Here is a 26,121-nt window from a genome sequence, read left to right on the forward strand (position 1 = left end):
TTGTTCGGGCGTTCGTGCCCTGAGCGGCGGCTTAAAGCGGTTTGCGTTTGCAGCCATGCCACGCTGTTCCTCCTGATACGTGGCTTTTACGTGTGGCCGATGCGATGCACCACGATGAACCGTTGACACGATGAATAATGGCCAACGAGAATACCCCGCGCAAACGTTTGCGCCAGGTTGGCGCCCATGGGTTCCCGTTTATGCCAACGTATCGACGGTATCGGGACATCGGGGCATCAGGTAAAAAAGGCTCGGCCCGAGCCCATCTTCGGAGAGAGACATGAACGTTCACCTTCGCTTGCGCCGTCGCGCGCTCGCGGCAACCGCCACGGTTGCGCTTGCCGTGGCCTTCGCCTTGCCGGTTTCACTGGCGCAGGCACAAGGCGCCAGCCTTGCCGCGAACACAAAGAAGCCCAAGGTCGCGCTCGTGATGAAATCGCTGGCGAACGAGTTTTTCCTGACGATGGAAAACGGCGCGAAGGATTATCAAAAGCACAATCCCCAGCTTTTCGATCTGGTGACGAACGGCATCAAGGATGAAACCGATACCGCCAACCAGATTCGCATCGTCGAGCAGATGATCGTGGCCAAGGCCGATGCGATCGTGCTGGCGCCTGCGGATTCGAAGGCCTTGGTGCCCGTCGTCAAAAAAGCGGTGGATGCCGGGATCATCGTCATCAACATTGATAACCGGCTCGATCCGGCTGTGCTGCAGGCGAAAAACCTGAACGTGCCGTTCGTCGGCCCGGACAACCGCAAGGGTGCGCTGAAGATCGGCGAGTATCTGGCGCAAAAGCTCAAGGCGGGCGATCAGGTGGGCATCATCGAAGGCGTCTCGACCACCACCAACGCGCAGCAGCGTACCGCGGGCTTTCGTGATGCCATGCAGCGCGCGGGCATGAAGGTTATGGCGGTGCAGTCGGGTGCGTGGGAACTCGATAAAGGCAATGCCGTGGCTGCTGCGATGCTCAACGAGTACCCCAATCTCAAGGCGCTGCTCGCGGGCAACGACAACATGGCGCTCGGCGCGGTGTCGGCGGTGCGGGCAGCGGGGCGCCAGGGCAAGGTGTATGTGGTGGGTTACGACAACATCAACGCGATTCATCCGATGCTCAAGGATGGCCGCGTGCTCGCCACGGCGGACCAGTACGCGGCCAAACAGGCCGTGTTTGGCATCGATACCGCGCTCAAGGCGTTGAGCAGCCACAAGAAGCAGTCGGAGCTCTCGGGCATGGTCGAGACGCCCGTCGATCTGGTGACGAAGTAAGCCTGCGGCGAAGTCTGGCCAGGCCGCGTCAAGCCAGCTCCTTCGCTTCAATCTTTTTTAAGCCCGTAGCGCAGCCGAGCTGATGCTCTGCGTTGTTGCCGCCTCTTCGCCACATGCCAAGTGATGGCGTGCGCCCAGCGCAGGGCATTGCGCGGTCTGGAGTTTTCCTGATGAATCCGCTTCCTGACGAGCCACACGGCGACGCTTCACGCGCGGTATTGTCCTTGACCGGGCTGGGCAAAACCTATGCTGAACCGGTCCTCGCCGATGTAACGCTGGCGCTGCATGCCGGCGAAGTGCTGGCGCTGACCGGCGAAAACGGCGCAGGTAAAAGCACGCTCTCGAAGATGATCGGCGGCCTGGTTTTACCCACCACCGGCACGATGCATCTGGGCGAGGCGCCTTACGCGCCCCTCAGCCGTACGGCTGCCGAGACGCTAGGCGTGCGCATGGTGATGCAGGAGCTGAACCTGCTGCCTACGCTCAGCATTGCCGAGAACCTCTTTTTGAACCGCCTGCCGCGCGTGGGCCGCTGGCGTCCAGGCTGGATCGATCGGCGCCGTCTGCGCGCCGACGCGCGTGCCGCGATGGTTCAGGTCGGACTAGATGCGCTCGATCCGGACACGCTAGTGGGCGACCTGGGTATCGGCCATCAGCAGATGGTCGAGATCGCGCGCAACCTGATTGACGAATGCCGCGTGCTGATTCTCGATGAACCCACCGCGATGCTGACTTCGCGCGAGGTCGGCCTGCTGTTCGAGCAGATCGAACGGCTGAAATCGCGTGGCGTGGCGCTCGTGTATATCTCGCACCGGCTCGAAGAGCTAGCGCAAGTGGCGCAGCGCATCGCCGTGTTGCGCGATGGCCGCCTGGTCCATTACGGCGCGATGGCGCATTTAAGCAGCGAGCAGATCGTGACGCTGATGGTCGGGCGCGCGTTAGGCGAGCGGATCGATCTGGGGCCCCGGCAGATCGGTGCGCCACTGTTGCAGGTTGACGGCATCGGACGCGCGCCGGTGGTGCATGACGTTTCATTCGAGGTGCGCGCGGGCGAAATTTTCGGCATCAGCGGCTTGATTGGGGCCGGGCGCACCGAGTTGTTGCGACTGATTTTTGGCGCGGATGCCAAAACCGCGGGCAGCGTGGCGCTCGCGCCGTCGCCAGGAGCACCGCCGCAGCCCGTCCTCATCGCGTCACCGGCCGATGCCGTGCGCCACGGCATCGCGTTCATCACCGAAGATCGTAAAGGCGAAGGTCTGCTGTTGCCGCAATCGGTGGCCGTGAACGTTTCGCTGGGTCATCTGCGGCGCGTGGCGCGGCATGGCGTGCTCGATCGCGCGCGTGAAAACGCGCTGGCGCAAAGCCAGATCGATGCCATGCGGATTCGCACCCGTGGACCGGCGCAGCCCGTAGGCGAACTCTCGGGCGGCAATCAGCAGAAGGTCGTGATTGGCCGCTGGCTGGCGCGCGAGAGCCGGGTGATGTTGTTTGACGAGCCCACGCGCGGTATCGACGTCGGCGCGAAGTTCGACATTTATGCACTGCTGGGCTCGCTCGCGCGCGAAGGCCGGGCGCTGGTCGTGGTCTCAAGCGAGTTGCGTGAACTGATGCTGATTTGCGACCGCATTGGTGTGATGTCAGCGGGCCGCATGAGCGCGCTTTTCGAGCGCGATAACTGGTCGCAAGATGCCTTGCTGGCTGCCGCGCTGGCGGGTTATCGCAACGGCGCGCCGCTCCCGGGCACAGCGTCTCCTTCTTCTACACCGACAGCCTCATCTTCATCACCCTCAGCCGGGAGTCTTTCATGACGGGTCAACCTCTTTCTCCGGACGCTCGCGCAACGGCGGCTCGCCCACGCCGTCGCGCCGTGGGCGAGCGCCTCGGGTTGTCGAACTATCTGGGCCTCGCGGGGGCGCTGGTGGCGCTGATCGCGCTCTTTTCCGTGCTCAGTTCGCACTTCTGGTCCTACGACACGTTCAGCACGATTGCGAACCAGATTCCTGATCTGGTGGTGATGTCCGTGGGCATGACCTTCGTGCTACTGGTCGCAGGCATCGATTTGTCGGTGGGCTCCGTGCTGGCGCTGGGGGCCTCGGTGGTCAGCGTGGCGGCCTTGCAATGGCATTGGGGCCCACTGCCTGCCGCGCTGCTCGGCGTGGCCGCCGCGACCTTGTGTGGCACGGTGACCGGTGCCGTGACGGTGGGCTGGCGCATTCCGTCGTTCATCGTTTCGCTGGGCGTGCTGGAAGCGGCGCGCGGTCTGGCTTATCAGATGACCGATTCACGTACCGCATATATCGGCGATGCCTTCGATTTTCTTTCGAACCCCCTGGCGCTGGGTATTTCACCGGCCTTTCTGCTCGCGCTAGCGGTCATGATCGTCGGACAACTGGTGCTCACGCGCACGGTATTTGGCCGCTATCTGATCGCCATCGGCACCAATGAAGAAGCGGTGCGGCTCGCCGGCGTCAATCCGCGTCCCTACAAGATTCTGGTGTTCGCGCTGATGGGCGCGCTGGCGGGGCTGGCGGCGCTGTTCCAGATTTCCCGGCTCGAAGCGGCCGATCCCAACGCGGGCGCAGGCATGGAGCTGCAAGTCATTGCCGCCGTGGTGATCGGCGGCACGAGTCTGATGGGAGGCCGGGGGTCGGTCATCAGCACGTTTTTTGGCGTGCTGATTATCTCGGTGCTGGCAGCAGGGCTGGCGCAAATCGGAGCCAACGAACCGACCAAGCGGATCATCACAGGCGCGGTGATCGTGATCGCCGTGGTGCTCGACACCTATCGCGGCAAACAGGGCCGCGCGCGCCAGAGCTAGCTGCTCGCGGCTGCCTCCAGCACACCTGCTGGCCTACCGATATGGCAACGATCAAGGATGTCGCCGCTGCTGCGGGCGTGTCGTTCACCACGGTCTCGCATGTGGTGAACCACTCGCGGCCGGTCTCGGCCGAAGCCCGCGCCAGGGTCGAGCAGGCGATCCGGCAGCTCGATTACGTGCCTTCGGCGGTCGCACGCTCGCTCAAGGCGCGCAGTACCGCGACCATCGGCCTCGTGGTGCCGAACAGCACCAATCCGTATTTCGCTGAACTCGCGCATGGCGTCGAGGAAGCCTGCATGCGCCGCGGCTACTGCGTTTTCCTGTGTCACTCGGGCGACGATCCGGACAAGCAGCAGCACTATCTGCGGGTATTGCAGGAAAAGCGGAGCGATGGGCTGATCGTCGCTTCGGCGGGCGACGATACGGTGCTCACGCCCCTGCTCACCGGCACGCGCACGCCGCTGGTGATCGTGGATCGTCATCTCGAGGGCTTGAACGCCGATCTGCTTCAGATCGACCACGAACACGGCGCTTATCTGGCGACCCGGCATTTGCTCGAACTGGGCCACCGTCGTCTCGGCTGTATCGCCGGGCCGTCCAGCACAGCGGTGAGCGCGTTGCGGGTCAACGGATTTCAGCGGGCGCTCTCACAATACGGCGTCACGCTTGCGCCGCAGGCGATCGTTGCCAGCGATTTTTCAGGCGCGGGCGGTCATCGTGCGGCGCAGCAACTGTTCGACACGCTCGCACCCAGCGCGATCTTCGTGAGCAACGACATGATGGCGATTGGCGCGCTGCGGGCGGCCGCGGAACGTGGCATCCGCGTGCCGCATGCGTGTTCGATCATCGGTTTCGATGCGATTGAACTGGGTGCCTTCACCTACCCGGCGCTCTCCACGGTTGGGCAGCCTGTGCGTCTACTCGGCGCTAGCGCCGCGCAAATGCTTTTCGAGCGGATCGCACAACCTGAGCTTGCGCCCGCGCGTCAGCGCATCGTCGCGCCCGCCTTGTGCGTGCGCGAATCGACTGCCCGATGGGGACCGGAAGCACGGGATTCATCGCGTAGGTCTCACTTCCAGACAGAGAAAAAAAATGGCGATTGAAACAACGGCAACAACCCAGGTCGCGCAGGCACGAGTGACGGTGGTCGGCAGCCTGAATATGGATCTGGTGGTACAGGCGCCACGTTTGCCCGCGCCTGGCGAAACGTTGACCGGCTATGCCTTTGCCCAGGTGGCCGGGGGCAAGGGCGGTAACCAGGCGGTTGCGGCGGCGCGTCTGGGAGCGCAGGTGGCCTTCGTCGGTTGCCTGGGGGCGGATGCAAATGGCGCGTTGCTGCGTGCCGGACTCGAAACGGAGCAGATCGACTGCACGGCGCTCGAGACCCATGCCGCAGTGGCCAGCGGCGTCGCGCTGATCGTGGTCGATGACGCTAGCCAGAATGCGATTGTGGTCGTGGCGGGGGCGAATGGGCGGCTCACGGCGCAGAGCATTGCACGCCACGATGCAGTGCTGGCGGCTTCGCAGGTCGTCGTGTGCCAGCTCGAAACGCCACCGCAGGCAATCCATGCGGCGCTTGCAAGCGCACGCCGGCACGGCGTGACGACCATTCTGAATCCCGCACCCGCCACAGCGCCGCTGCCCGAAGGCTGGCTGGCGCTGATTGATTACCTGATTCCCAACGAACACGAAGCGGCCGCGTTGACCGGGCTCCCGGTGACCTCGCCTGCAACCGCTGCGCGGGCCGCAGCCCAGTTGCGCGATGGCGGGGCCCGCAATGTAATCGTGACGCTTGGCGCGCAAGGCGTGCTGACACTACTTGAAGGCTGCGAGAGTGTCTATCATCCTGCGCCGAAGGTGCATGCAGTCGATACAACCGCGGCGGGCGACACCTTTATTGGCGCGCTTGCCGCACAGCTGGCGCAAGGTGTGACCGCTGCTGACGCGATGGTTTTCGCGCAGCGCGCCGCCGCGTTTTCGGTGACCCGGGCGGGGGCGCAGCCGTCGATTCCAACGCTGGCTGAACTGCAGGGTTGAGTGCGGCTGTGTTGCCGTTCTGGTTTTCCCGCTAATTTGTCAGACCATATAAAAGCTTCAAGTATTTATCACGCATGCCGTAAACGGGCTTAGAACGCATACAACCTAAAAGCGTCCAGCAGAGTGCCGGAACAGGCACCGGGGCTGCGCAATGCCACATTCGCAGCATTCGAATCCGCTCCGTTACAGGAAATAGCATGTTGAACAACGGCATCACGATCAAGGCGCGCATTGGGCTGACGATGGCTTTTCTCGCCGCATTGCTGGTCGCCATGGGGGGGCTCGGTTTGCTCGGCATGAGCCGCTCGAATGACGCTTACCGCGAGACTTATACCAACCAGATGCCGAGCGCCGTGAATATCGGTAACTCGGAACTGTATGCCGCACGGGAGCGGCTCGCACTGGACCGCGCGGCATTTCAGGCGGGCTCGCCGGACGCTGCCGTGACGCTGGAGCGTGCCCGCAACATGCGAAGCATCTCTGAAGAATGGTGGAAAAAATATCTGGCCTTGCCCCGCGATGCGGATGAAGACCGGGTGGCACAAACGGTCAGCAGCAAGCGTGAGGAGTTGAATCGCGTGATGGACGCGTTTGCGCTGGCGGTGATCGCCAATGACCAGGCCAAGATTCTTGACGACGTGAAGCAACTGCAGGCGGTCTACAACGACCTGGTGCTATCAGGCGAAGCGCTGCGCAAGCTGCAGTTCACCGACGCTGAGGACGGCTATACCCATGCGCAGAAAATGTACGGCCTTTTCCGTATCGTGTGCAGCACGGCATTAGGGTTTGGCATACTCGCCGCGCTGTTCTCGTACCTGTCGCTGCGGCGGGCGATTGCACGGCCGCTGAACGAAGCGCTGGATCACTTCGACGCCATTGCCGCGGGTGATTTACGGCATGAGGCCGTGACGCGCTCACATGACGAGATGGGACAACTGCTCAGTGGCATTGGCAAGATGCAACGCAGCCTGGTCAATACCGTGCGAACGGTGCGCAGCGGCAGCGAATCGATTGCTACCGCGACACGCCAGATCGCAGCCGGCAATATCGATTTGTCATCGCGTACGGAAGAGCAGGCGTCAGCGCTCCAGGAGACCGCCTCTAGCATGGAGCAGCTCACGGGCACCGTAAAACAGAATGCGGATAATGCCCGGCAGGCGAGCGCGCTCGCCGCCAGCGCCTCGGAGATCGCCAACAAAGGCAATGCAGTGGTGAGCCAGGTCGTGGGCACGATGGGCGAGATCAACCAGAGTTCAGCGAAGATCGCCGACATCATTTCGATCATCGAGGGTATTGCGTTCCAGACTAATATCCTCGCGCTCAATGCGGCCGTTGAAGCCGCTCGCGCGGGTGAAGAAGGGCGTGGCTTCGCCGTGGTGGCGGGCGAAGTGCGCAGCCTCGCGCAGCGTTCGTCGGCGGCGGCCAAGGAAATCAAGGAGCTGATTGATACGTCGGTGGAACGGGTGCAATCGGGCTCGGCGCTGGTCGACGAGGCAGGCCGCACCATGAACGAAATCATCAGCGCGGTTCAGCGTGTGACCGACATCATGGGTGAAATCGCGGCGGCCTCCGAGGAACAAAGCAGCGGTATCGACCAGGTGGCACGGGCTGTCACGCAAATGGACGAGGTCACGCAACAAAACGCCGCGCTGGTTGAAGAAGCCGCAGCCGCCGCGCAATCGCTCGAAGATCAGGCGGGCAAACTGCGTTCGGCGGTTGCCGTGTTTCAGCTTGAAGAGGAAAGCGGCGGCAGTGCGACGGGTGCAATGCAGCATGCACCGGCAGGCAGCGTGTCGCGTCCGCTCCGGCCCGCCGTGACGAAGACGGCTCGCTTCACGCCCGCGCCGCCAAGGGCTACTCCGACACTTGCCGCGGCTGGGACGGATAAAGACTGGGAAACGTTCTAACGGAACCGGTATTCGCCCGGAATGCATGCATCCGGGCTGGGAAGACCATGAAGCTGCGGCTACTGGAGAGCCGCAGCTTTTTTATTTTATGTGCGATGTGTTATGCACCGCACTGCCTCGTAACAATGGCGAATGATTGTAGGTGAGCGAACGGATGTTTCCAAGTTGAAATATAGGGGGAAAACCAGAAGCCCGTTTTTAGCAGGTAATTCGTGAAAAAAGACTTAAAAGGGTTTAGGATGATTTCGAGATATGTCGTTTTTGATGCACGCGGCATGCGCGTATTGGGATGCGACATGGAACCCGACACGGCGAGGAGGCAGTATGGATATCTACGGCAGTTTCGCATCCCGTTTTGAAAAAACACGAGAAGATGAACTCTCGCTGGAAGAATATCTAACGCTTTGCAAAGACCATCCCACTGCGTATGCCACGGCAGGCGAACGCATGCTCGCGGCAATAGGCGAACCCGAACAGGTCGATACGCGCAATGATCCGCGCCTGTCGCGTATTTTCGCCAACAAGGTTATCAAGGTATACCCCGCATTCCGCGAGTTTTATGGCATGGAAGAGGTGATCGAGCAGGTCGTCGCCTACTTCCGTCATGCCGCACAAGGGCTGGAAGAAAAGAAACAGATTCTTTATTTGCTCGGGCCTGTAGGCGGGGGCAAATCATCCATTGCCGAGCGCTTGAAACAGCTCATGGAGCGTGTGCCGTTTTATGCCATCAAGGGCTCGCCAGTCAATGAATCGCCGCTTGGGCTTTTCGATTACGACGAAGACGGCCCGATTCTCGAAGAACAATACGGCATTCCACCGCGTTATCTAAAGAGCGTGCTGAGCCCATGGGCGGTCAAGCGATTGCACGAATACAACGGCGATATTCGCCAGTTTCGCGTGGTGCGGCGTTATCCCTCCATTTTGCGGCAAATCGGCATTGCTAAAACCGAGCCTGGCGACGAAAACAATCAGGATATTTCGTCACTGGTCGGCAAGGTGGATATCCGCAAACTCGAGCAATATGCGCAAGACGACGCCGATGCTTATAGTTATTCCGGTGGGCTATGTCTGGCCAATCAGGGTTTGCTTGAATTCGTCGAAATGTTCAAGGCCCCGATCAAGGTGCTGCATCCGCTTCTCACTGCAACGCAGGAAGGAAACTTCAAAGGCACGGAAGGCTTTGGTGCGATTCCTTTTGAAGGTGTGATCCTGGCACACTCGAACGAATCCGAATGGAAAGCCTTTCGCAATAACCGTAATAACGAAGCTTTGCTGGACCGGATTTTTGTCGTCAAGGTGCCGTATTGCCTGCGTTATTCGGAGGAAATCAGGATTTACGACAAGCTGTTGCGTAATTCGTCGCTGGCACAAGCGGTCTGCGCGCCAGGTACGCTGAAAATGATGGCGCAAATGGCCGTGTTGACGCGTTTGCAGGAGCCGGAAAATTCGAGCCTGTTTTCGAAGATGCAGGTGTACGACGGAGAAAATCTCAAAGATACCGATCCGAAGGCGAAGTCATATCAGGAGTACCGTGATTTCGCCGGTGTGGACGAAGGCATGACCGGTGTGTCAACACGCTTTGCCTTCAAGATCCTGTCACGGGTGTTCAATTTCGATAGCACTGAAATCGCGGCCAATCCGGTGCATTTGATGTACGTGCTTGAACAACAGATTGAGCGCGAACAGTTTCCTCCTGAAACCGAGCAAAAATACCTGTCCTTTGTCAAGGATGTGCTGGCTTCGCGCTATGCGGAATTTATTGGCAAGGAGATCCAGACGGCTTATCTCGAGTCGTATTCGGAATACGGACAAAATATTTTCGACCGGTATGTGACTTATGCGGATTTCTGGATTCAGGATCAGGAATTCCGCGATCACGATACGGGAGAAAGTTTTGATCGCGCCGCGCTCAATGCGGAACTGGAAAAAATCGAAAAGCCCGCAGGCATTAGCAACCCCAAAGATTTCCGCAATGAAATCGTCAATTTTGTTTTACGTGCCAGGGCCGCGAATGCCGGGAACAATCCCGCATGGATCAGCTACGAAAAACTGCGTGTGGTGATCGAAAAGAAAATGTTTTCGAACACGGAAGAGTTGCTGCCTGTCGTTTCGTTTAATGCGAAAGGCTCTGCCGAAGAGCAGCGCAAACACGAAGATTTCGTCAACCGGATGGTTACCAAGGGCTACACGCCGAAACAGGTACGGCTGCTGTGCGACTGGTATTTGCGTGTGCGTAAATCATCATGAGCGTTATGAAGAGCCTGTCCGCACACTCAGGTATGAACGACTGCATGAACATGCAGCCGCAGGTAAAACTGGAGCGGGAGAGACAATGTGTTGCAAATCATCGACCGCAGGCTAGCTGGAAAAAATAAAAGTATTGCTAATCGTGAGCGCTTCTTGAGGCGCGTCAAGAATTACATTCGTGAGGCTGTGGCCGACGCGGTCCGCGACCGGAGCATCAAGGATATTCAGAGCAACCAGAGCATCTCCATTCCGCGCAAGGATATTGCGGAGCCATCGTTTCGTCATGGCTCCGGTGGGCGGCGTGAAATGGTTCACCCCGGCAATGCCGATTACATTCGTGGCGACAGGATTGCGCGTCCACAAGGTGGCGGCGGAGGGCGAGGCGGTAGCGCCAGCAATGACGGCGAGGGCGAAGACGATTTTGTTTTCGAACTGAGGCGCGAAGAATTCATGCAGTATTTCTTCGATGATCTGGAGTTGCCACGGCTCGTCAAAACCCAACTGTTAGCGGTCCCCACGTGGAAAAGCATTCGCGCAGGCTGGGCCGCTGAAGGCACGCCAAGCAATATCGACGTTGTCCGCTCCCTACGCAGCGCATTGGGACGGCGTATTGCACTCGGCGCACCACTCGTTGCCACGTTGCGTGAGCTCGAACAGCAACTGGACGCATTGATGGCGGACCCTGACGACAGGCGTTGCGAGATCCGTCTGCTGGAAGAAGAAATCCATCATTTGCGTGGCCGCATCTGGCGCATTCCATTTATCGACCCATTCGACCTGCGTTACGTCAATCGGGTCAAGCAGCCGCAGCCATCGAGCCAGGCCGTGATGTTCTGCCTGATGGATGTGTCGGGCTCGATGGATGAACAGCGCAAGGATTTATCCAAACGGTTTTTCATCCTGTTGTATCTTTTTTTGCAACGTAATTACGAGCGCATCGAAGTTGTCTTTATCCGCCATCACACACGAGCCGAGGAAGTGGATGAAGAAACTTTTTTCCATTCGACCGAAAGCGGCGGAACCGTGGTGTCGAGCGCGCTGGAATTAATGCAAAAAGTTATTGATGAACGGTATTCACCATCGGAATGGAACATTTACGGCGCCCAGGCTTCCGATGGTGACAACTGGACCGATGATTCGCCCAAGTGCCGGCAGATTCTGGCCGATCACATCCTGTCCCGAGTGCGTTATTTCGCCTATATTCAGGTTGCGCCCGAAGAGCAGAATCTCTGGCTCGAATATGCGCAACTGGCACAAACCGCGCCACATCTTGCGCTGAAAAAAGTAGAGACCGCAGCGGATATTTATCCGGTATTCAGGGAGCTCTTTGAAAAGCAGGCGGCGTCATCATGAACCATAAGAACCTCAATGCGCACCCCCCTGCCCAGACCGAAACCATTGAGCCCATTGCCGCGCGCGAAGAGATATCCGGCAGTGTGCGAAAGGACGTTCAGATGAATGCTGCCCCGCATCAGCCTTTGCCATGCCCGTCCGACTGGACCTTTGAGCTGATCGAAGAATACGACCGTCATATCGCGCAAGTCGCGGCGCAGTATGAACTGGATACTTATCCGATCCAGCTGGAACTCATCAGCGCTGAACAAATGATGGATGCTTACGCATCCGTCGGTATGCCGGTCAATTACCGGCACTGGTCATTTGGCAAACATTTTCTCTCGACTGAAAAAAGCTATCGCCGTGGGCAAATGGGCCTGGCCTATGAAATCGTCATTAATTCGAACCCTTGCATCGCTTATCTGATGGAAGAAAACACGATGACAATGCAGGCCCTCGTGATTGCCCATGCGGCCTATGGGCACAATTCTTTTTTCAAGGGCAATTACCTGTTCAAACTGTGGACCGATGCCCACGCCATTATTGATTACCTGGTTTATGGCAAGAATTACATTGCCGAATGCGAGGAGCGTTATGGCCTTGATCGTGTGGAGGAGCTGCTCGACTCTTGCCATGCGCTCATGAACTATGGCGTGGACCGCTACAAGCGGCCGCAAAAGCTCTCGCTGGAAAAAGAATCAGCCGCACGGCATGAGCGCGAAGCGTATCTGCAATCGCAAGTCAACGAGTTATGGCGCACGCTTCCGGCCCGGTCCGCGCCTCAGCAGGAAGAAACCAGCGAACGCTATCCACCCGAGCCACAAGAAAATCTTTTGTATTTCGCCGAAAAAAACGCCCCGTTGCTTGCACCCTGGGAGCGCGAAGTGATTCGTATCGTGCGCAAGGTCGGGCAGTACTTTTATCCGCAGCGCCAAACCCAGGTCATGAACGAAGGCTGGGCCACGTTCTGGCATTACACCCTGCTCAATACCCTGTACAACCAGGGCAAGCTAACTGATGGCTTCATGATGGAGTTTCTGCATTCGCACAGTAACGTTGTCTATCAGCCACCCGTGACCAAATCGCATTACAGCGGGATCAACCCGTATGCGCTGGGGTTCTCGATGATGAGCGATATCCGGCGTATCTGTGAGGCGCCGACCGATGAAGACCGTCACTGGTTTCCCGACCTGGCGGGCAAACCATGGCTCGAGGCAATGCATTACGCGATGCGAAACTTCAAGGATGAAAGTTTTATCGCGCAGTATCTGTCGCCACAACTGATTCGGGAAATGCGCCTGTTCTCGATACTCGATGACGATACGCACGATGCGCTCGAAGTATCCGCGATTCACGATGACAGCGGTTATCAGTATGTGCGTCAGACGTTGTCCCGGCAGTACGACATGCATCACCGGGAGCCGAACATTCAGGTCTGGTCGGTCAATACACGGGGCGATCGCAGTCTGACCCTGCGACATTTCATGAGTGATAACCGGTATCTGGCCGATGACAGCGACGAGGTGCTGCGGCACATGGCGCGCCTCTGGCAATTCGATGTTTATCTGGAGAGCGTGGATGAGAGCGGGACACTGAGAAAACGTTATGAATGTTCTTATGTCGCTCCGAGTGTGAGTGTGCGGCTGTAATGCCTGGCGCGCGTATTGGTGTATTGCGTGGGCTGCCGCCAAGGTTACAGCGTGAATTTTTCGTGGTTTGTGTTTGTGGCGCGATGTCTGGCCAGCCTGTTTCGGGCTGGCCTTTTTGTGTGGCGAGGCGCTGTAGGCCTGGAGGGCCTGCTGTAACGATATCCGCTAAGATACGGCCCAACCCAATCTTGCGTATTACGCGAGTCTAATAGTCCTTTATTGCGTCTTATGGGAATTTCCCGTATTGCCCGGACTTTTTCTGTCCCAAACCAGGAATAACACAGCATGACTGACCAAACTGTTTTTACAGATAAAGACCCTGACACCCGGCGACGTATCTTTGCGATTGTCGGCGCCTCGTCAGGGAATCTCGTCGAGTGGTTTGATTTTTACGTTTATTCATTTTGTTCATTGTATTTTGCCCCTGCATTTTTCCCTAATGGCAATGCGACAACCCAATTGCTTAATACAGCAGGCGTGTTTGCTGCCGGGTTTTTGATGCGCCCCATTGGCGGCTGGTTTTTTGGCCGGCTGGCGGATAAGAAAGGCCGGCGCACGGCGATGATGGTTTCGGTATTCATGATGTGTGGTGGTTCGCTGGTGATTGCGCTGCTGCCCACCTATGCGCAAATTGGCGCCTGGGCTCCGGCGCTGCTGTTACTGGCGAGGCTGTTTCAGGGGCTTTCGGTCGGCGGTGAATACGGCACCAGCGCAACTTATATGAGTGAAGTGGCATTGCAGGGGCGGCGCGGCTTTTTCGCTTCGTTCCAGTATGTGACGTTGATTGGTGGCCAGTTATGCGCTTTGCTGGTGCTGGTGATCCTGCAACAGTTGCTCACGACGGATGAGCTGAAAGCATGGGGCTGGCGTATCCCGTTCGTGGTGGGGGCGGCCGCAGCCCTGGTGGCGCTCTATCTGCGTAAATCGCTGGACGAAACCACTAGCGCAGCCACGCGGGAGCGCAAGGACGCGGGCACGATTCGCGGCCTGTGGGCTCACAAGGGCGCATTTTTAACCGTGCTGGGCTTCACGGCCGGCGGCTCGCTGATTTTTTATACCTTCACCACCTACATGCAGAAGTATCTGGTGAACACGGCAGGCATGCATGCCAAAACTGCCAGTAATGTGATGACCGCGGCGCTCTTCGTCTACATGTTGATGCAGCCGCTGTTTGGCGCCTTGTCTGACCGTATCGGCCGGCGTAGTTCGATGATCCTGTTTGGTACATTTGCGACGATTGGCACGGTGCCGCTGCTGCATTCGCTCAAGGACGTGAGCAACCCGTATGCCGCATTTGGCCTGGTTGTGGTGGCGCTGGCGATTGTCAGCTTTTATACCTCGATCAGCGGTTTGATCAAGGCTGAAATGTTTCCACCGGAAGTGCGTGCGCTGGGCGTTGGATTGTCATATGCCGTGGCGAATGCGATCTTCGGCGGCTCGGCCGAATACGTCGCGCTGTGGCTGAAATCTATCGGCCATGAAACGATGTTCTACTGGTATGTCACTGCGCTGTGTGCAATCGCGGGCATTGTCGCATTCAAGATGCGCGATCCGGCAAAAGAAGGGTATTTGCGCGATACGCCATGATGCAAGCAACAAACGAATAGCATCACAACGGATAAAAACCGGACGCAACACAACGTTTGCGAATGCCTTCACTGCATGGAAAGCCATCTCATGAATGTGAGGTGGCTTTTTCATTTTCCCGTTTTGTTTCTTTCGCATGGGTTTCATTGATTTCCTGCTCGGTATCCTAAGAAACAACGCATTTACCACTCAAAACCAGGGCTCGTTTTTCGGCAAAAAAAGCAGAACAAAAACTTGTCTATACAAATTGTCTGCACTAGACTTTGGCGAATTCCTGAATGCTGCGGTCTGTGCCGAACACACCGTTTTCCCCAAGAGAAGTATCAGAAACCGAACTGCGCTGATTGTCCCGGCGCATAGGAGCCCCACGATGAATTCGCTCAAACCTGCCGATCCGCGTTTTGACCCCTCACGCACAATTCGCGCGCCGCGTGGCAGCGAGAAGACCTGCAAGAGCTGGCTGACCGAAGCGGCTTATCGCATGATTCAAAACAATCTCGATGCAGAAGTCGCGGAGCATCCGCAGGCGTTAGTGGTGTATGGCGGGATTGGCCGGGCCGCGCGCGATTGGGCATGCTACGACCAGATCCTCGCATCGTTGCGCGAGCTGAACGATGACGAAACACTCCTGATTCAATCAGGCAAGCCGGTTGGCGTGTTCCGTACGCATCCGGATGCGCCACGGGTCTTGTTGGCCAATTCCAATCTGGTGCCGCATTGGGCGACGTGGCAGCACTTCCATGAACTCGATCGCAAGGGCTTGATGATGTACGGCCAGATGACCGCCGGAAGCTGGATCTACATCGGCAGCCAGGGCATCGTGCAGGGCACGTATGAGACGTTTTTTGCGGTGGCGCGGCAGCATTTCAACAGTGAGCCGCAGGGGCGCTGGATCTTGACTGGCGGGCTCGGGGGCATGGGCGGTGCACAGCCGCTCGCGGCCACGATGGCGGGGTTTTCGATGATCGCGGTGGAGTGCGATGAAACGCGCATCGACATGCGCCTGAAAACCCGCTATCTCGACCGCAAGGCCTACACGCTCGACGAAGCGCTCAAGCTGGTTGAAATGGCTAAAAACACGGGCCAGCCGGTATCCGTGGGGTTACTCGGCAACGCAGCCGATGTGTTTGCGCAATGCGTGGCACGTGGTATTACGCCGGACTGCGTGACCGATCAGACCAGTGCGCACGATCCCGTTCATGGTTATCTGCCCCAGGGCTGGACGCTGGAAGACTGGCGTTTGCGTCAGCACAGCGCACCGGAGACGATTATTGAGCCGGCCAAGCAGTCGATGGCGCGGCAGGTGGAAGCGATGCTCGAGCTGCAAGCGCGTGGCGCGGCAACGCTGGATTACGGCAATAACATCCGCCAGATGGCGTTCGAAATGGGTGTGAGCCGCGCGTTTGATTTCCCGGGTTTTGTCCCCGCGTATATCCGGCCATTGTTTTGTGAAGGCAAGGGGCCGTTTCGCTGGGTCGCGCTCTCGGGTGATCCGGAAGATATTTACCGCACCGATGAAAAGGTCAAAGCGCTGATTCCCGACGATGCCCATCTGCATCACTGGCTCGACATGGCGCGCGAGCGCATTGCATTTCAGGGGTTGCCGGCGCGGATTTGCTGGGTGGGCGCGAAAGACCGCTACCGTCTGGGGCTCGCGTTCAACGACATGGTGCGTACGGGTGAGCTCAAGGCACCGGTGGTGATTGGCCGCGATCATCTGGATACGGGCTCGGTAGCAAGCCCGCACCGTGAGACAGAAGCCATGCAGGACGGCTCAGACGCGGTCAGCGACTGGCCACTGCTCAATGCCATGCTGAATACAGCCAGCGGCGCGACCTGGGTGTCGCTCCATCATGGCGGAGGGGTCGGGATGGGCTTTTCGCAGCATGCGGGCGTGGTGATTGTCGCGGATGGCAGCGCGGCTGCTGCCCAGCGTTTGAGGCGCGTACTGTTCAACGATCCCGCAAGCGGGGTGATGCGTCACGCGGATGCGGGCTATCCGTTGGCGCAGCAGACCGCGCGTGAGATCGAACTCAATTTGCCCATGTTCGGCCGCAAGCCATGACGTCATGGCTTAATCCCGATGAGAAGCAAAAGGCATCCCGCGCAGCCTCTGCAACGGTTGCGCGCAGCATGCTGATTCCAGCCGCAAGTCTGATCGCCGCCCGCTGGAAAAACGGCGGCGGCATCACCCACGAAATTGCCGTTCATCCTCCTGCGGCAAACATGGATTCATTTGACTGGCGCGTGAGTGTCGCCGATGTCATGCAAGGCGGGCCGTTCTCCCGTTTTGACGGCGTTGACCGTACCCTGGTACTGCTTGCCGGAGAAGGGATGCAGCTCGATCTGGCCACGGGTGAACGCCATGTTTTGACGGAGCCGCTAGCTTGTGCCCGTTTTCCGGGGGAAGCCGATGTTGCCGCTCGCCTGATCCAGGGCCCAACGCGCGATTTCAACCTGATGTTGCGACGTGCCGCGGTGACGGGGTCGCTGACGCTCTGGAGTGCGGATGAGGCGGAGAGTGGCCAATCGGGCGCATCGACCCGCACGTTCACCGCTGACGTCGTACTGTTGTATTGCGCAGCGGGTCCACTAGAGTTGAAAGTGGGCGATGCACCGCCCGTCACGTTGACGCCAGGCGACACCCTGCGACTCGACGCCGCCTGCTTGCTGCCTTGCACGATGGTGCCCGGTAGGGTGCCTGGTAGGGTGCCTGGTCCCCACGCGCCAGCGAGCGGTGTGCTGCTCGCAACGACGATCCAGTATCACAAGGCCGTGACTTGATACGCCCGCACTCATTTTGTCCTGTCAGCACGAGGGTGCCACCGGGCGCCACCTGACTTTTCAACCAGCACGGATACACGGATACACGAAACACGCGATGAAGAAAACGCTTTGGCAAAACCTGAAGCTTTGCGCTGGCGGGGACCCACGCGACACGCTGGACGATGCCGCGCTCGCTGTCAGTGATGGCCAGATCGTATGGCAAGGCGCATTGCGCGAGTTGCCCGCTACTTATGCCGATCCTTCAATCTGGCCACGTGAAAACCTGGAGGGTGCGTGGGTGACGCCGGGTCTGATTGATTGCCACACACACTTGGTATACGGGGGCCAGCGCGCCGATGAATTTGCCCAGCGTCTCGATGGCGTGAGCTACGAAGCGCTGGCGCAGGCGGGGGGCGGGATCGTCTCGACGGTGCGTGCAACGCGCGCCGCAGACGAAACGGCGCTCTTTGCCAGTGCCGCATTACGGCTTGAAGCGCTGCTCGCAGAAGGTGTAAGCGCGATCGAAATCAAATCGGGTTACGGCCTTGACCTGGCCTGCGAGCGCAAACTGCTGCGCGTCGCACGCGCGTTAGGCGAACGCTATCCGGTCTCGGTCTACACGACTTTTCTTGGCGCCCACACGGTGCCTCCTGAGTTTTCCGGACGCACTGATGCCTATCTCGACGAAGTTTGCGAGCGCATGTTGCCGACCCTGGCTGATGAAGGCCTGATCGACGCCGTCGATGTGTTTTGCGAACGCGTGGGGTTTTCACTCAAACAAAGCGAGCGGGTATTCGAAGCCGCACAGCGGCGCAATCTGCGGGTCAAGATCCACGCGGAGCAACTATCGAATAGCGGGGGGGCAAAACTCGCTGCGCGTTATCGTGCGCTATCTGCCGATCACCTCGAATATCTTGACGAAGAGGGTGTTGCAGCGATGAAAGCCGCCTCTACGGTCGCGGTGCTGTTGCCCGGCGCGTACTACTTCATCCGCGAAACGCAGTTGCCTCCGCTCGAACTGTTACGCCGCTACGAAGTGCCGCTGGCGCTAGCGACCGATAGCAACCCCGGTACGTCACCCGTAACCTCGCTATTGCTCATACTGAACCTGGCCTCGACGCTCTTTCGCATGACCGTGCCGGAGGTGCTGCAAGGTGTCACGTGCCACGCCGCGCAGGCTTTGGGCCAGGCTGGGCGGCATGGCATCCTCGCGCCAGGACGTTCGGCCGATTTTGCAGTGTGGCAAGTCGAATCGCTCGCTGAGCTGGCGTACTGGATTGGGCGGCCGCTCTGTACGCAGGTCGTGCGTGCGGGACAAACCGTTTATCGTCGTCACCGCCACGCTCATTTTTCTGCTCATCGTTCTGATCAGGAACACGAATGAATGCTTCATCAATGTCACTCTTTGCCCGCGATGCCTATCTTCCTGAGGGCTGGCGGCGTAATGTTTTGCTGGAGTGGGACGCGAGCGGCACGCTTCGTGCAGTCACGGCGGATCAAATCGAAGTGCCCGAGAATACCGCCCGGGCATCCGGGCCGATCGTGCCAGGCATGCCCAATCTTCATTCGCACGCTTTTCAGCGAGCGATGGCCGGGCTGACCGAGTATCGCGCCTGCGCGAGCGATAATTTCTGGAGCTGGCGTGAGCTGATGTATCGCCATGTCGCGCAAATCACGCCGGAGAGCCTCGGTGCGATTGCTTACTGGCTCTATATAGAAATGCTCAAAGCGGGCTATACCTCGGTTTGCGAATTTCATTATGTTCATCACGCTCCGGATGGTCATCCTTATCCGTTGGCCTGCGCATTGTCTGAATGCCTCGTGGAGGCGGCCCACGCTAGCGGCATCGGGCTCACGATGTTGCCCGTGCTGTATCAATACGGCGGTTTCGGCGCACAGCCGCCACGGACAGAGCAGCGGCGTTTTCTGAACGATCCCGGGCATTTATTGCATTTACTCAGCGAGTTAAACCGCGCCCGCCCTGAAACCCGCTCCTTGCGTTATGGCATTGCGCCGCATTCGTTGCGAGCGGTATCTCGAGATTCGCTTCAGGTGCTACTGGATGGATTTAATGCTGACTGGCCGGGCGCACCGGTGCATCTGCATATTGCCGAGCAGCGTGCCGAAGTTGATGCCTGCCTCGATATTTATCGGGCTCGTCCCGTGCAGTGGTTGCTGGATCATTTTTCCGTGGATTCGCACTGGTGTCTTGTACACGCTACTCACATGGATGCCAGCGAAACGCGCGCCCTGGCTAAAACCGGCGCGTGCGCGGGGCTCTGTCCGACGACTGAGGCGAACCTCGGCGACGGTCTATTTCCAGCTGCCGCGTGGCTAGAGGCGGGCGGCTACATCGGAGTGGGTTCGGATAGCCAGATTTGCGTCGACTGGCGGGCCGAATTGCGCCTGCTCGAATATGGTCAACGCCTCGGGCATCAGCAGCGTAACGTCCTGGCTTCGGCGCATACACCTGAAGTGGCCGATCGCCTGTACCGTGCGGCCCTTGAAGGAGGGGCACGCGCCACGGGCCGGCAGGTTGGCGGGCTCGCGCCCGGTTTGTGCGCGGACTGGATCGTGCTGGATCCCGATCACCCCTGTATCGCTGAGCGCACGCCACAACAATGGCTTTCAGGCCTTGTTTTTGGCGAGCATGGCGCGACACCGGTACAAGATGTGTATGCGGGCGGCGTCCGGATTGTCGAGAACCGGAGGCATCGTGACGAGACGCGCGCTTATGCAAATTATCGTGCCGCACTGGCAGAGCTTGCTGCAAGCCAATAGCCGGGGAGGGGCGCGAGCCGCGCGGCGCTGGGTCTGATGAACCTCTGGCGCTTCAGAACTTGTGGCGCAGCGCGAGCCGCACGGCGAGCTGATTGTCCGTTGACGATGGGGCCTGGAGGCCCGGAATGAACGCGTGATCGAGAATCGAATGGGTCGAATCGCCGGCCACCTTCTGATATACGCCCTGCACATACACATCGGTGCGCTTCGACAGGTTGTAGTCCGCCATCAAACCGGCCGAATGAATCTTCGGCTTCACGCTGTCTGATGACGTAGCGTCATTCACCCTCGTGTACACATACTGCGCACCGACGAAGAATGCTGGCGTGACCTGATATTTGCCATTGACTTCGAAGTTTTGATATTTCAGCGTATCCAGCCTGACGCCTGGCGCGGCGAGCGGAATGCCGATATAGCCGTTGCCGGTCGGATTCTGATAGCTGGAGTTGGTATAGGCAAAACCAGCGGTTGCCGCGCCGAACGTGTAGTTGATGCCGCCGCCAAACACGCGCATGCGCCCAGCGATGAAGCTCGCGTCGTTAGCGGTGATCGCACCGCTTGACCCCATGCCCGGATTGTTCCCCTGCAGGTATGCCGCGGCGACCAGCAAGCCCCCTCTCGCATACTGGCCGCCAAAACTATAGGCGCGGTTGTTGGCAAAGTTTGTCTCGTTGCTAAAGCTGTACACCCCGCCAAACCTGAAGCCTGCGATCTCCGGGCTCGCGTACTTCACGCTGTTGCCGAGGCGAAACGAGTTATCCGTATTGTCGTTGTCGTAAGGATGCGAAAACAGATAGCCGGCCCAGTTGCCGTTAGCGGTGGTCTGGGCAAGATAGTCGACCACCGAGTCGTACTGTCGCCCGAGCGTGAGCGTGCCGAACCGGTCATCGCTCAAGCCTGCGTAGGCTTGGCGGCCGAACATACGGCCGCCCTGGCCCAGCCGCCCCGAATTGATGTCGAAGCCGTTTTCGAGCTGAAACACCGCCTTCATGCCTCCGCCCAGATTTTCCACACCCTTTATGCCCCAGCGGCTGCCCTGGGCATAACCGCTTGCCATTTCCCACACACTGTGTCCCTTGACGTTGCTGGTGTAGTTAAGGCCCTCATCAAGCACGCCATACAGGGTCATGCTGCTTTGCGCGAAAGCGGACGAAACGGCTAGTGCGGCGCAGGCGGTGATGACGGCCGTGGCGATGACATTCTTTTTCATTGTGATTGTGAGCTCCGGGCAAGGGTAATCAGGCGGCCCGGTGATTCGAAGATTCGAAGATTCGATTCGGGCTCGAATGGTTGCAAAGGCCACCCACGTATTGGGCAAAGCTGCAAAGCCCGGATTCTGCTATTCGAGATGGAAATCGCGTATGAGGCACATCCCTGGATAAACGTGATTTTTTAGAATGTTTGTCATGCGAATTATTCGCTTGTGACGTGTCGTGCCAGAGAGAAAAATTCCGCTCCAGTCCCGTTGTCACGACGCTTTGTCATGAAGGCCATAGTCGAAGGCAATGCACCACTCCAGCAGGCTTTTCAGGAAACGATATGCGACTCGACCGGAATTTTGCCAACGGCCACTTTATCGATTCGGCAAGCAGCGAACTCATCGCCGTCACCAACCCTGCCACTGAAGCCCTCATTGCTCAGGTCACCGGCGCGACCCCGGCCGAGGCAAGCGCCGTGGTCGACATCGCCGCGGCGGCGCAGAAGGGCTGGCGCAAGCTACCTTCGGCCAGGCGGGCGGTTTATCTGCACCAGCTTGCCGATGCGCTCACCGAGTGCGCACCGGCCATCGGTGCGGCGCTTGCGCTGGAGTCGGGCAAGAGCCTCTCTGATGCCACCAGTGAAGCGATCTACGCGAGCCAGATCACTCGCTATCACGCCGAGTGGGCTCGCCGTATCGAAGGTGAGGTGATTCCGAGCGACACGCCTGACGAAAACCTCGTGCTGCACCGTGAACCGATGGGTGTAGTCGCATGCCTGATCCCGTTCAATTACCCGGTCTATACGTTGATGCGCAAAGTGGCGCCCGCGTTGATCGCAGGCAACACCGTGGTGGTACGCCCAAGCAACAACACGCCGACCTCCGCCTTCGAGATTGCCCGCGCGGTCGAGCTGGCAGGGCTACCGGCTGGCGTCGTCAACATTCTGGCGATGAACCATGGAACGGCCGAGGTGCTTTGCACGCATCCCAAGGTTGGCATGATCACGCTGACGGGCAGCGTGGATGCCGGCCGCAAGGTACTCGAGTACTGCAAGGCGAATATCGCCAAACCTTCGCTCGAATTAGGCGGCAAGACGCCCGCCATCATCGAGGCGGATGCCGGCCTCGAGCAAGCCGCGCGCGATCTGGTCGCCTCCAAAACAACTCATTGCGGGCAGCTTTGCACGGCAATCGAACGCGTCTATGTGCAGGAGCGCGTGTATGAGCGTTTCGTCGCGCTGCTGAAAGCGCACATGAACGCGGTGACCAGCGGCGATCGAAGCTTGCAGCCGTCGCTGATGGGACCACTCGTCAACGAGGCATCACGCCAGTCGGTTCACCGCATGGTCGAGCGCGCGATTGCGGCTGGCGCCACGCTCGAAACGGGTGGCCGGCTGCCACAAGGCAAGGGCTTTTTCTATCCGGCCACGCTGTTGTCGAACTGCCGTCAGGACATGGAGATCATCCAGCAAGAAACCTTTGGTCCGGTCATGCCGGTCGTCAAATACCGCACGCTCGACGAAGCACTGGAGATGGCTAATGACCATCAGTTTGGTTTGTCGTCCGTGCTTTATACCGAGAACTACCGCAGTGCGATGAAGGTCGCCAATGGCATCGAGGCCGGTGAGTTGTATGTGAACCGGACGCCAGCCGATCCTTATCAAGGTTTCCACGCGGGCTGGAAACGCTCGGGGCTGGGTGGCGACGATGGCAAGCACGGCATGCTCGAATTCACGCAGACCCGTCTTGTGGTCATGAAGTACTGATGCAGAACACGCGCGCGCACCAAGCCATGCCAGCCATGCCATTGCCTGGGAGCATGCGCGTCTTCTTTTGAAGCTCGCAGTCAGTTCGCTGCCAACCCCTAACAAAACAAAATTGGAGACCCGGCTTAGACGCGGTGTCTCTCAGGAGCGCTCACGTGTCAACTCAACCCGTTCAGGTTAGCGCTTCGTTGACGTTAAACGAGGCCGCTGCATTACAAAAAAGCCAGGCCCAGCGTTATCTCCAGCTCATGTTGCTGGTGCTGGCGGCCGGTGCGATTTACCCGATTCTGTATCTTCGTCAGGTTTATCAGCCGACGATGCTTGAGGTGTTTCATATCACCGATAGTCAGCTTGGCTATCTGTATTCGTCGCTCGGCACGATCTTTTTACTCAGCTACTTGCCGAGCGGCTGGCTCGCCGACCGGATCGCGCCGCGCCTGCTGATCTGTTTTTCGCTCATCGCAACGGGCGTACTGGGCCTGTGGTATTCGAGCGCACCGCCTTTTCCGATGCTGATGCTGATCTTTGGCGGCTGGGGATTATCGACAGGTTTGACGTTCTGGGCGGCCATCATCAAGCGTGTGACGATGATCGCTGGCTCGCATGAGCAGGGCCGCTTTTTTGGCTTGCTCGATGGCGGACGCGGCTTGATCGAAGCACTGCTGGCGACGATTGCCATCACGCTGTTCGCATGGTTTACGCAGACGAGAGGCGAGCCAGCTGCGGTCGGTTTCAGGGTGGTCGTCTATCTGTACGCCATTCTGTGCATTGTCCTCGGCGTGGTGCTCGTGCTCGTCAAAGATCCACAAGGCGTAGCGGATGCGGCGGTTCACCGTGTCGCGCGCAAGCGCAGCAATGTGCTGGCCGATCTGAAAACGCTCGCGTCGATTCCCGAGTTGTGGCTGGTCGCTGCGATTGTGTTTTGCGGCTATCAGGTGTTCTGGGCGACCTACAGCTTTTCTGCATACCTGCATGAAGGCGAGATCGGTTTGACCGTGGTGATGGCCGGCACGATCACCACGCTCAAGCTGTGGATGCGGCCAATTGGCGGCATCGGCGGCGGTTTTCTGGGTGACCGTTATTCGAAGGTCTCGGTTCTGGTACTAGCACTTTTTCTCGCGGCATTGTCGCTCGTGGCCTTGATGGCCGCGCCGCGTATTTCGAGCCACGTGCTGCTCGTGTTTCTCGTGTTGTTCATCGGCATTTTGACTTACGCGATTCGCGGCCTGTACTGGTCGCTTCTGGATCGCTGCAAGATTCCGGCCGAAACCACGGGCCTCGCCATTGGCCTGATTTCCGTGCTCGGTTATTCGCCCGACGTGTTCTTGCCGTTGATCAACGGTTATCTGACGCAGCGTTTTCCGGGTGTTTTCGGCTACCAGCTTTACTTCAGTTATGTGGCTGTCATGGCGATGCTGGGCGGCTTTGCCGGTCTGGCACTAGGCAAGAGGTTTGGGCGTATGGAAGAGGAGGCGTAAATGAAAGTCGTGGCACTGGAAACACATATCGTCGCCGTACCGCCACCGCATGTGGGTGGCATGTACTGGATTTTCGTCAAACTTAAAACCAGCTGCGGTATCGAGGGCGTCGGCGAAATCTATTCGGCGACGTTCCATCCGAAGGCGATGACCCACATCATCGATGATGTATTTGGTCGCTATCTGCTCGATCAGGATCCGCATCATATCGAGCGGCTCTGGCGCGAAGCGTATTCGAGCGGTTTCACGCAACGCCCCGATCTGACGATGATGGGTGTCGTCAGCGGGCTGGAGATGGCGTGCTGGGACATCATCGGCAAGGCAGCGAACAAGCCGGTGTACGAGTTGCTCGGTGGCATGGTGAACCCGCGTCTGCGTTCATACACCTACCTTTATCCGAAGAACAGCCGCGGCGAATACGACTACGACGACCCCGATCTCGCAGCCGAATGCGCCGCTCAAAACGTCAAGCGTGGCTTCACCGCGGTGAAGTTCGACCCGGCAGGGCCATACACGGCTTATTCGGGTCATCAACTGTCGCTGGAAGTGCTCGAACGCTGCGAAATTTTCTGCCGCCGTGTGCGTGAAGCGGTTGGCAACAAGGCTGATCTGCTGTTCGGCACGCATGGACAGATGGTGCCGTCATCGGCTATCCGGCTCGCTCAACGCCTCGAAAAATACGATCCATTGTGGTTCGAAGAACCGGTGCCGCCGGGACAGGAGGGGGCGATGGCGCAGGTCGCGCGGCACACGAGTATCCCGATTGCGGCGGGTGAGCGACTAACCACCAAGTATGAATTCTTCAAGCTGCTTGAAGCGGGCGCAGCGTCAATCGTGCAACTCAACGTGGCGCGCGTGGGTGGTTTGCTCGAAGCGAAGAAAATCGCGGCGATCGCTGAAGTGTATTACGCGCAGATCGCGCCGCATCTGTACAACGGGCCGATTGGTGCGGCCGCCAGTATTCAGCTCGCCACCTGCACGCCGAACTTTCTGATTCAGGAAAGTATCGGTACGTGGGACGGTTTTCATGCCGCCGTGTTGCGCCAGCCCATTCAATGGGAAGATGGCTACATCATTGCCTCCCGGGAACCCGGTTTGGGCGTGGAGTTGAACATGGATGTCGTCAGGCAGCACACGCCCTACACCGGCGAGCGTTTGCATCTGCAAATGGCGGCGCACCCCGCGGACGTGAAAGACCTCGCGCCAGCCAGGGGTTAACGGCGCCAGGTTCAACCTGCGGATTTCAACCCATGGGTTTCGGCGTGTGTTTCGTTTCGGCGTGTGT

18 protein-coding genes are annotated in these 26,121 nt (G+C 58.8%); 17 read left to right on the forward strand and 1 reads right to left on the reverse strand.

The features are described from left to right. The first annotated feature begins 280 nt into the window (after nt 1-280). The 14 genes from GH657_RS08395 (at nt 281) to GH657_RS08460 (ending at nt 20,394) form a co-directional block, all read left to right on the forward strand. Nucleotides 281-1,267 carry a sugar ABC transporter substrate-binding protein gene (locus GH657_RS08395; RefSeq protein ID WP_153100269.1) on the forward strand — a complete coding sequence of 329 codons (987 nt, stop codon included), beginning with the start codon at nt 281-283 and terminating at the stop codon, nt 1,265-1,267. 170 nt (nt 1,268-1,437) lie between these two features. Further along, entirely contained in the window at nt 1,438-3,075 is a 1,638-nt protein-coding gene (locus GH657_RS08400; RefSeq protein ID WP_153100270.1) for a sugar ABC transporter ATP-binding protein, read from the forward strand. Then, complete coding sequence (locus GH657_RS08405; protein ID WP_153100271.1) at nt 3,072-4,085, forward strand: ABC transporter permease; 1,014 nt, start codon at nt 3,072-3,074, stop codon at nt 4,083-4,085. Before GH657_RS08400 ends, GH657_RS08405 begins: the two co-directional genes overlap by 4 nt. A 41-nt stretch (nt 4,086-4,126) precedes the next feature. After that, nucleotides 4,127-5,188 (forward strand): LacI family DNA-binding transcriptional regulator, encoded by a 1,062-nt coding sequence (locus GH657_RS08410; RefSeq protein WP_153100272.1) that lies wholly within the window; start codon nt 4,127-4,129, stop codon nt 5,186-5,188. Next, on the forward strand, nt 5,178-6,122 hold the full coding sequence (rbsK, locus tag GH657_RS08415) for a ribokinase (RefSeq protein WP_153100273.1): 945 nt from the start codon (nt 5,178-5,180) through the stop codon (nt 6,120-6,122). Before GH657_RS08410 ends, rbsK begins: the two co-directional genes overlap by 11 nt. 197 nt (nt 6,123-6,319) lie before the next feature. Further along, nucleotides 6,320-8,029, forward strand: a complete 1,710-nt coding sequence (locus GH657_RS08420) for a methyl-accepting chemotaxis protein (protein ID WP_153100274.1) — start codon at nt 6,320-6,322, stop codon at nt 8,027-8,029. A gap of 324 nt (nt 8,030-8,353) precedes the next feature. Then, on the forward strand, nt 8,354-10,276 hold the full coding sequence (locus GH657_RS08425; protein WP_153100275.1) for a PrkA family serine protein kinase: 1,923 nt from the start codon (nt 8,354-8,356) through the stop codon (nt 10,274-10,276). Between the two features lie 87 nt (nt 10,277-10,363). Beyond that, nucleotides 10,364-11,629 (forward strand): YeaH/YhbH family protein, encoded by a 1,266-nt coding sequence (locus GH657_RS08430; RefSeq protein ID WP_153100276.1) that lies wholly within the window; start codon nt 10,364-10,366, stop codon nt 11,627-11,629. Between the two features lie 101 nt (nt 11,630-11,730). Further along, the gene (locus GH657_RS08435) at nt 11,731-13,260 is read left to right on the forward strand and encodes a SpoVR family protein (RefSeq protein WP_153101694.1); all 1,530 of its coding nucleotides are present in this window, start codon (nt 11,731-11,733) and stop codon (nt 13,258-13,260) included. A 285-nt stretch (nt 13,261-13,545) separates the two neighbouring features. Then, complete coding sequence (locus GH657_RS08440) at nt 13,546-14,847, forward strand: MFS family transporter (protein WP_153100277.1); 1,302 nt, start codon at nt 13,546-13,548, stop codon at nt 14,845-14,847. A gap of 370 nt (nt 14,848-15,217) precedes the next feature. Continuing rightward, entirely contained in the window at nt 15,218-16,912 is a 1,695-nt protein-coding gene (hutU, locus tag GH657_RS08445) for a urocanate hydratase (RefSeq protein ID WP_153100278.1), read from the forward strand. Beyond that, entirely contained in the window at nt 16,909-17,631 is a 723-nt protein-coding gene (locus tag GH657_RS08450) for a HutD/Ves family protein (protein WP_246174033.1), read from the forward strand. Before hutU ends, GH657_RS08450 begins: the two co-directional genes overlap by 4 nt. 97 nt (nt 17,632-17,728) lie before the next feature. Further along, on the forward strand, nt 17,729-18,997 hold the full coding sequence (gene hutI, locus GH657_RS08455) for an imidazolonepropionase (RefSeq protein WP_153100279.1): 1,269 nt from the start codon (nt 17,729-17,731) through the stop codon (nt 18,995-18,997). After that, nucleotides 18,994-20,394, forward strand: a complete 1,401-nt coding sequence (locus GH657_RS08460; RefSeq protein WP_153100280.1) for a formimidoylglutamate deiminase — start codon at nt 18,994-18,996, stop codon at nt 20,392-20,394. Before hutI ends, GH657_RS08460 begins: the two co-directional genes overlap by 4 nt. 52 nt (nt 20,395-20,446) lie before the next feature. Here GH657_RS08460 and GH657_RS08465 read toward each other — a convergent pair whose 3' ends face one another. Next, nucleotides 20,447-21,604 (reverse strand): porin, encoded by a 1,158-nt coding sequence (locus GH657_RS08465; RefSeq protein ID WP_153100281.1) that lies wholly within the window; start codon nt 21,602-21,604, stop codon nt 20,447-20,449. Nucleotides 21,605-21,933: 329 nt separating this feature from the next. Here GH657_RS08465 and aldA point away from each other — a divergent pair, with 329 nt between their 5' ends. The 3 genes from aldA (at nt 21,934) to GH657_RS08480 (ending at nt 26,054) form a co-directional block, all read left to right on the forward strand. Continuing rightward, nucleotides 21,934-23,358, forward strand: coding sequence for an aldehyde dehydrogenase (gene aldA, locus GH657_RS08470; RefSeq protein ID WP_153100282.1), 1,425 nt, complete (start codon nt 21,934-21,936; stop codon nt 23,356-23,358). A 155-nt stretch (nt 23,359-23,513) separates the two neighbouring features. Next, on the forward strand, nt 23,514-24,836 hold the full coding sequence (locus GH657_RS08475) for an MFS transporter (RefSeq protein WP_153100283.1): 1,323 nt from the start codon (nt 23,514-23,516) through the stop codon (nt 24,834-24,836). Continuing rightward, complete coding sequence (locus GH657_RS08480) at nt 24,837-26,054, forward strand: mandelate racemase/muconate lactonizing enzyme family protein (RefSeq protein ID WP_153100284.1); 1,218 nt, start codon at nt 24,837-24,839, stop codon at nt 26,052-26,054. Nucleotides 26,055-26,121: the final 67 nt, after the last annotated feature.

It is taken from the genome of Paraburkholderia hayleyella (assembly GCF_009455685.1).
Taxonomy (GTDB): Bacteria; Pseudomonadota; Gammaproteobacteria; order Burkholderiales; family Burkholderiaceae; genus Paraburkholderia; species Paraburkholderia hayleyella.

What these genes read in the sequence shown, in the direction of transcription:
- aldA (WP_153100282.1), top strand. Translation starts at nt 21,934, where the DNA reads ATGCGACTCGACCGGAATTTTGCCAACGGCCACTTTATCGATTCGGCA.
- hutI (WP_153100279.1), top strand. Translation starts at nt 17,729, where the DNA reads ATGAAGAAAACGCTTTGGCAAAACCTGAAGCTTTGCGCTGGCGGGGAC.
- GH657_RS08465 (WP_153100281.1), bottom strand. Translation starts at nt 21,604, where the DNA reads ATGAAAAAGAATGTCATCGCCACGGCCGTCATCACCGCCTGCGCCGCA.
- GH657_RS08405 (WP_153100271.1), top strand. Translation starts at nt 3,072, where the DNA reads ATGACGGGTCAACCTCTTTCTCCGGACGCTCGCGCAACGGCGGCTCGC.
- GH657_RS08435 (WP_153101694.1), top strand. Translation starts at nt 11,731, where the DNA reads ATGAATGCTGCCCCGCATCAGCCTTTGCCATGCCCGTCCGACTGGACC.
- rbsK (WP_153100273.1), top strand. Translation starts at nt 5,178, where the DNA reads ATGGCGATTGAAACAACGGCAACAACCCAGGTCGCGCAGGCACGAGTG.
- GH657_RS08425 (WP_153100275.1), top strand. Translation starts at nt 8,354, where the DNA reads ATGGATATCTACGGCAGTTTCGCATCCCGTTTTGAAAAAACACGAGAA.
- GH657_RS08395 (WP_153100269.1), top strand. Translation starts at nt 281, where the DNA reads ATGAACGTTCACCTTCGCTTGCGCCGTCGCGCGCTCGCGGCAACCGCC.
- hutU (WP_153100278.1), top strand. Translation starts at nt 15,218, where the DNA reads ATGAATTCGCTCAAACCTGCCGATCCGCGTTTTGACCCCTCACGCACA.
- GH657_RS08400 (WP_153100270.1), top strand. Translation starts at nt 1,438, where the DNA reads ATGAATCCGCTTCCTGACGAGCCACACGGCGACGCTTCACGCGCGGTA.
- GH657_RS08480 (WP_153100284.1), top strand. Translation starts at nt 24,837, where the DNA reads ATGAAAGTCGTGGCACTGGAAACACATATCGTCGCCGTACCGCCACCG.
- GH657_RS08460 (WP_153100280.1), top strand. Translation starts at nt 18,994, where the DNA reads ATGAATGCTTCATCAATGTCACTCTTTGCCCGCGATGCCTATCTTCCT.
- GH657_RS08410 (WP_153100272.1), top strand. Translation starts at nt 4,127, where the DNA reads ATGGCAACGATCAAGGATGTCGCCGCTGCTGCGGGCGTGTCGTTCACC.
- GH657_RS08420 (WP_153100274.1), top strand. Translation starts at nt 6,320, where the DNA reads ATGTTGAACAACGGCATCACGATCAAGGCGCGCATTGGGCTGACGATG.
- GH657_RS08450 (WP_246174033.1), top strand. Translation starts at nt 16,909, where the DNA reads ATGACGTCATGGCTTAATCCCGATGAGAAGCAAAAGGCATCCCGCGCA.
- GH657_RS08440 (WP_153100277.1), top strand. Translation starts at nt 13,546, where the DNA reads ATGACTGACCAAACTGTTTTTACAGATAAAGACCCTGACACCCGGCGA.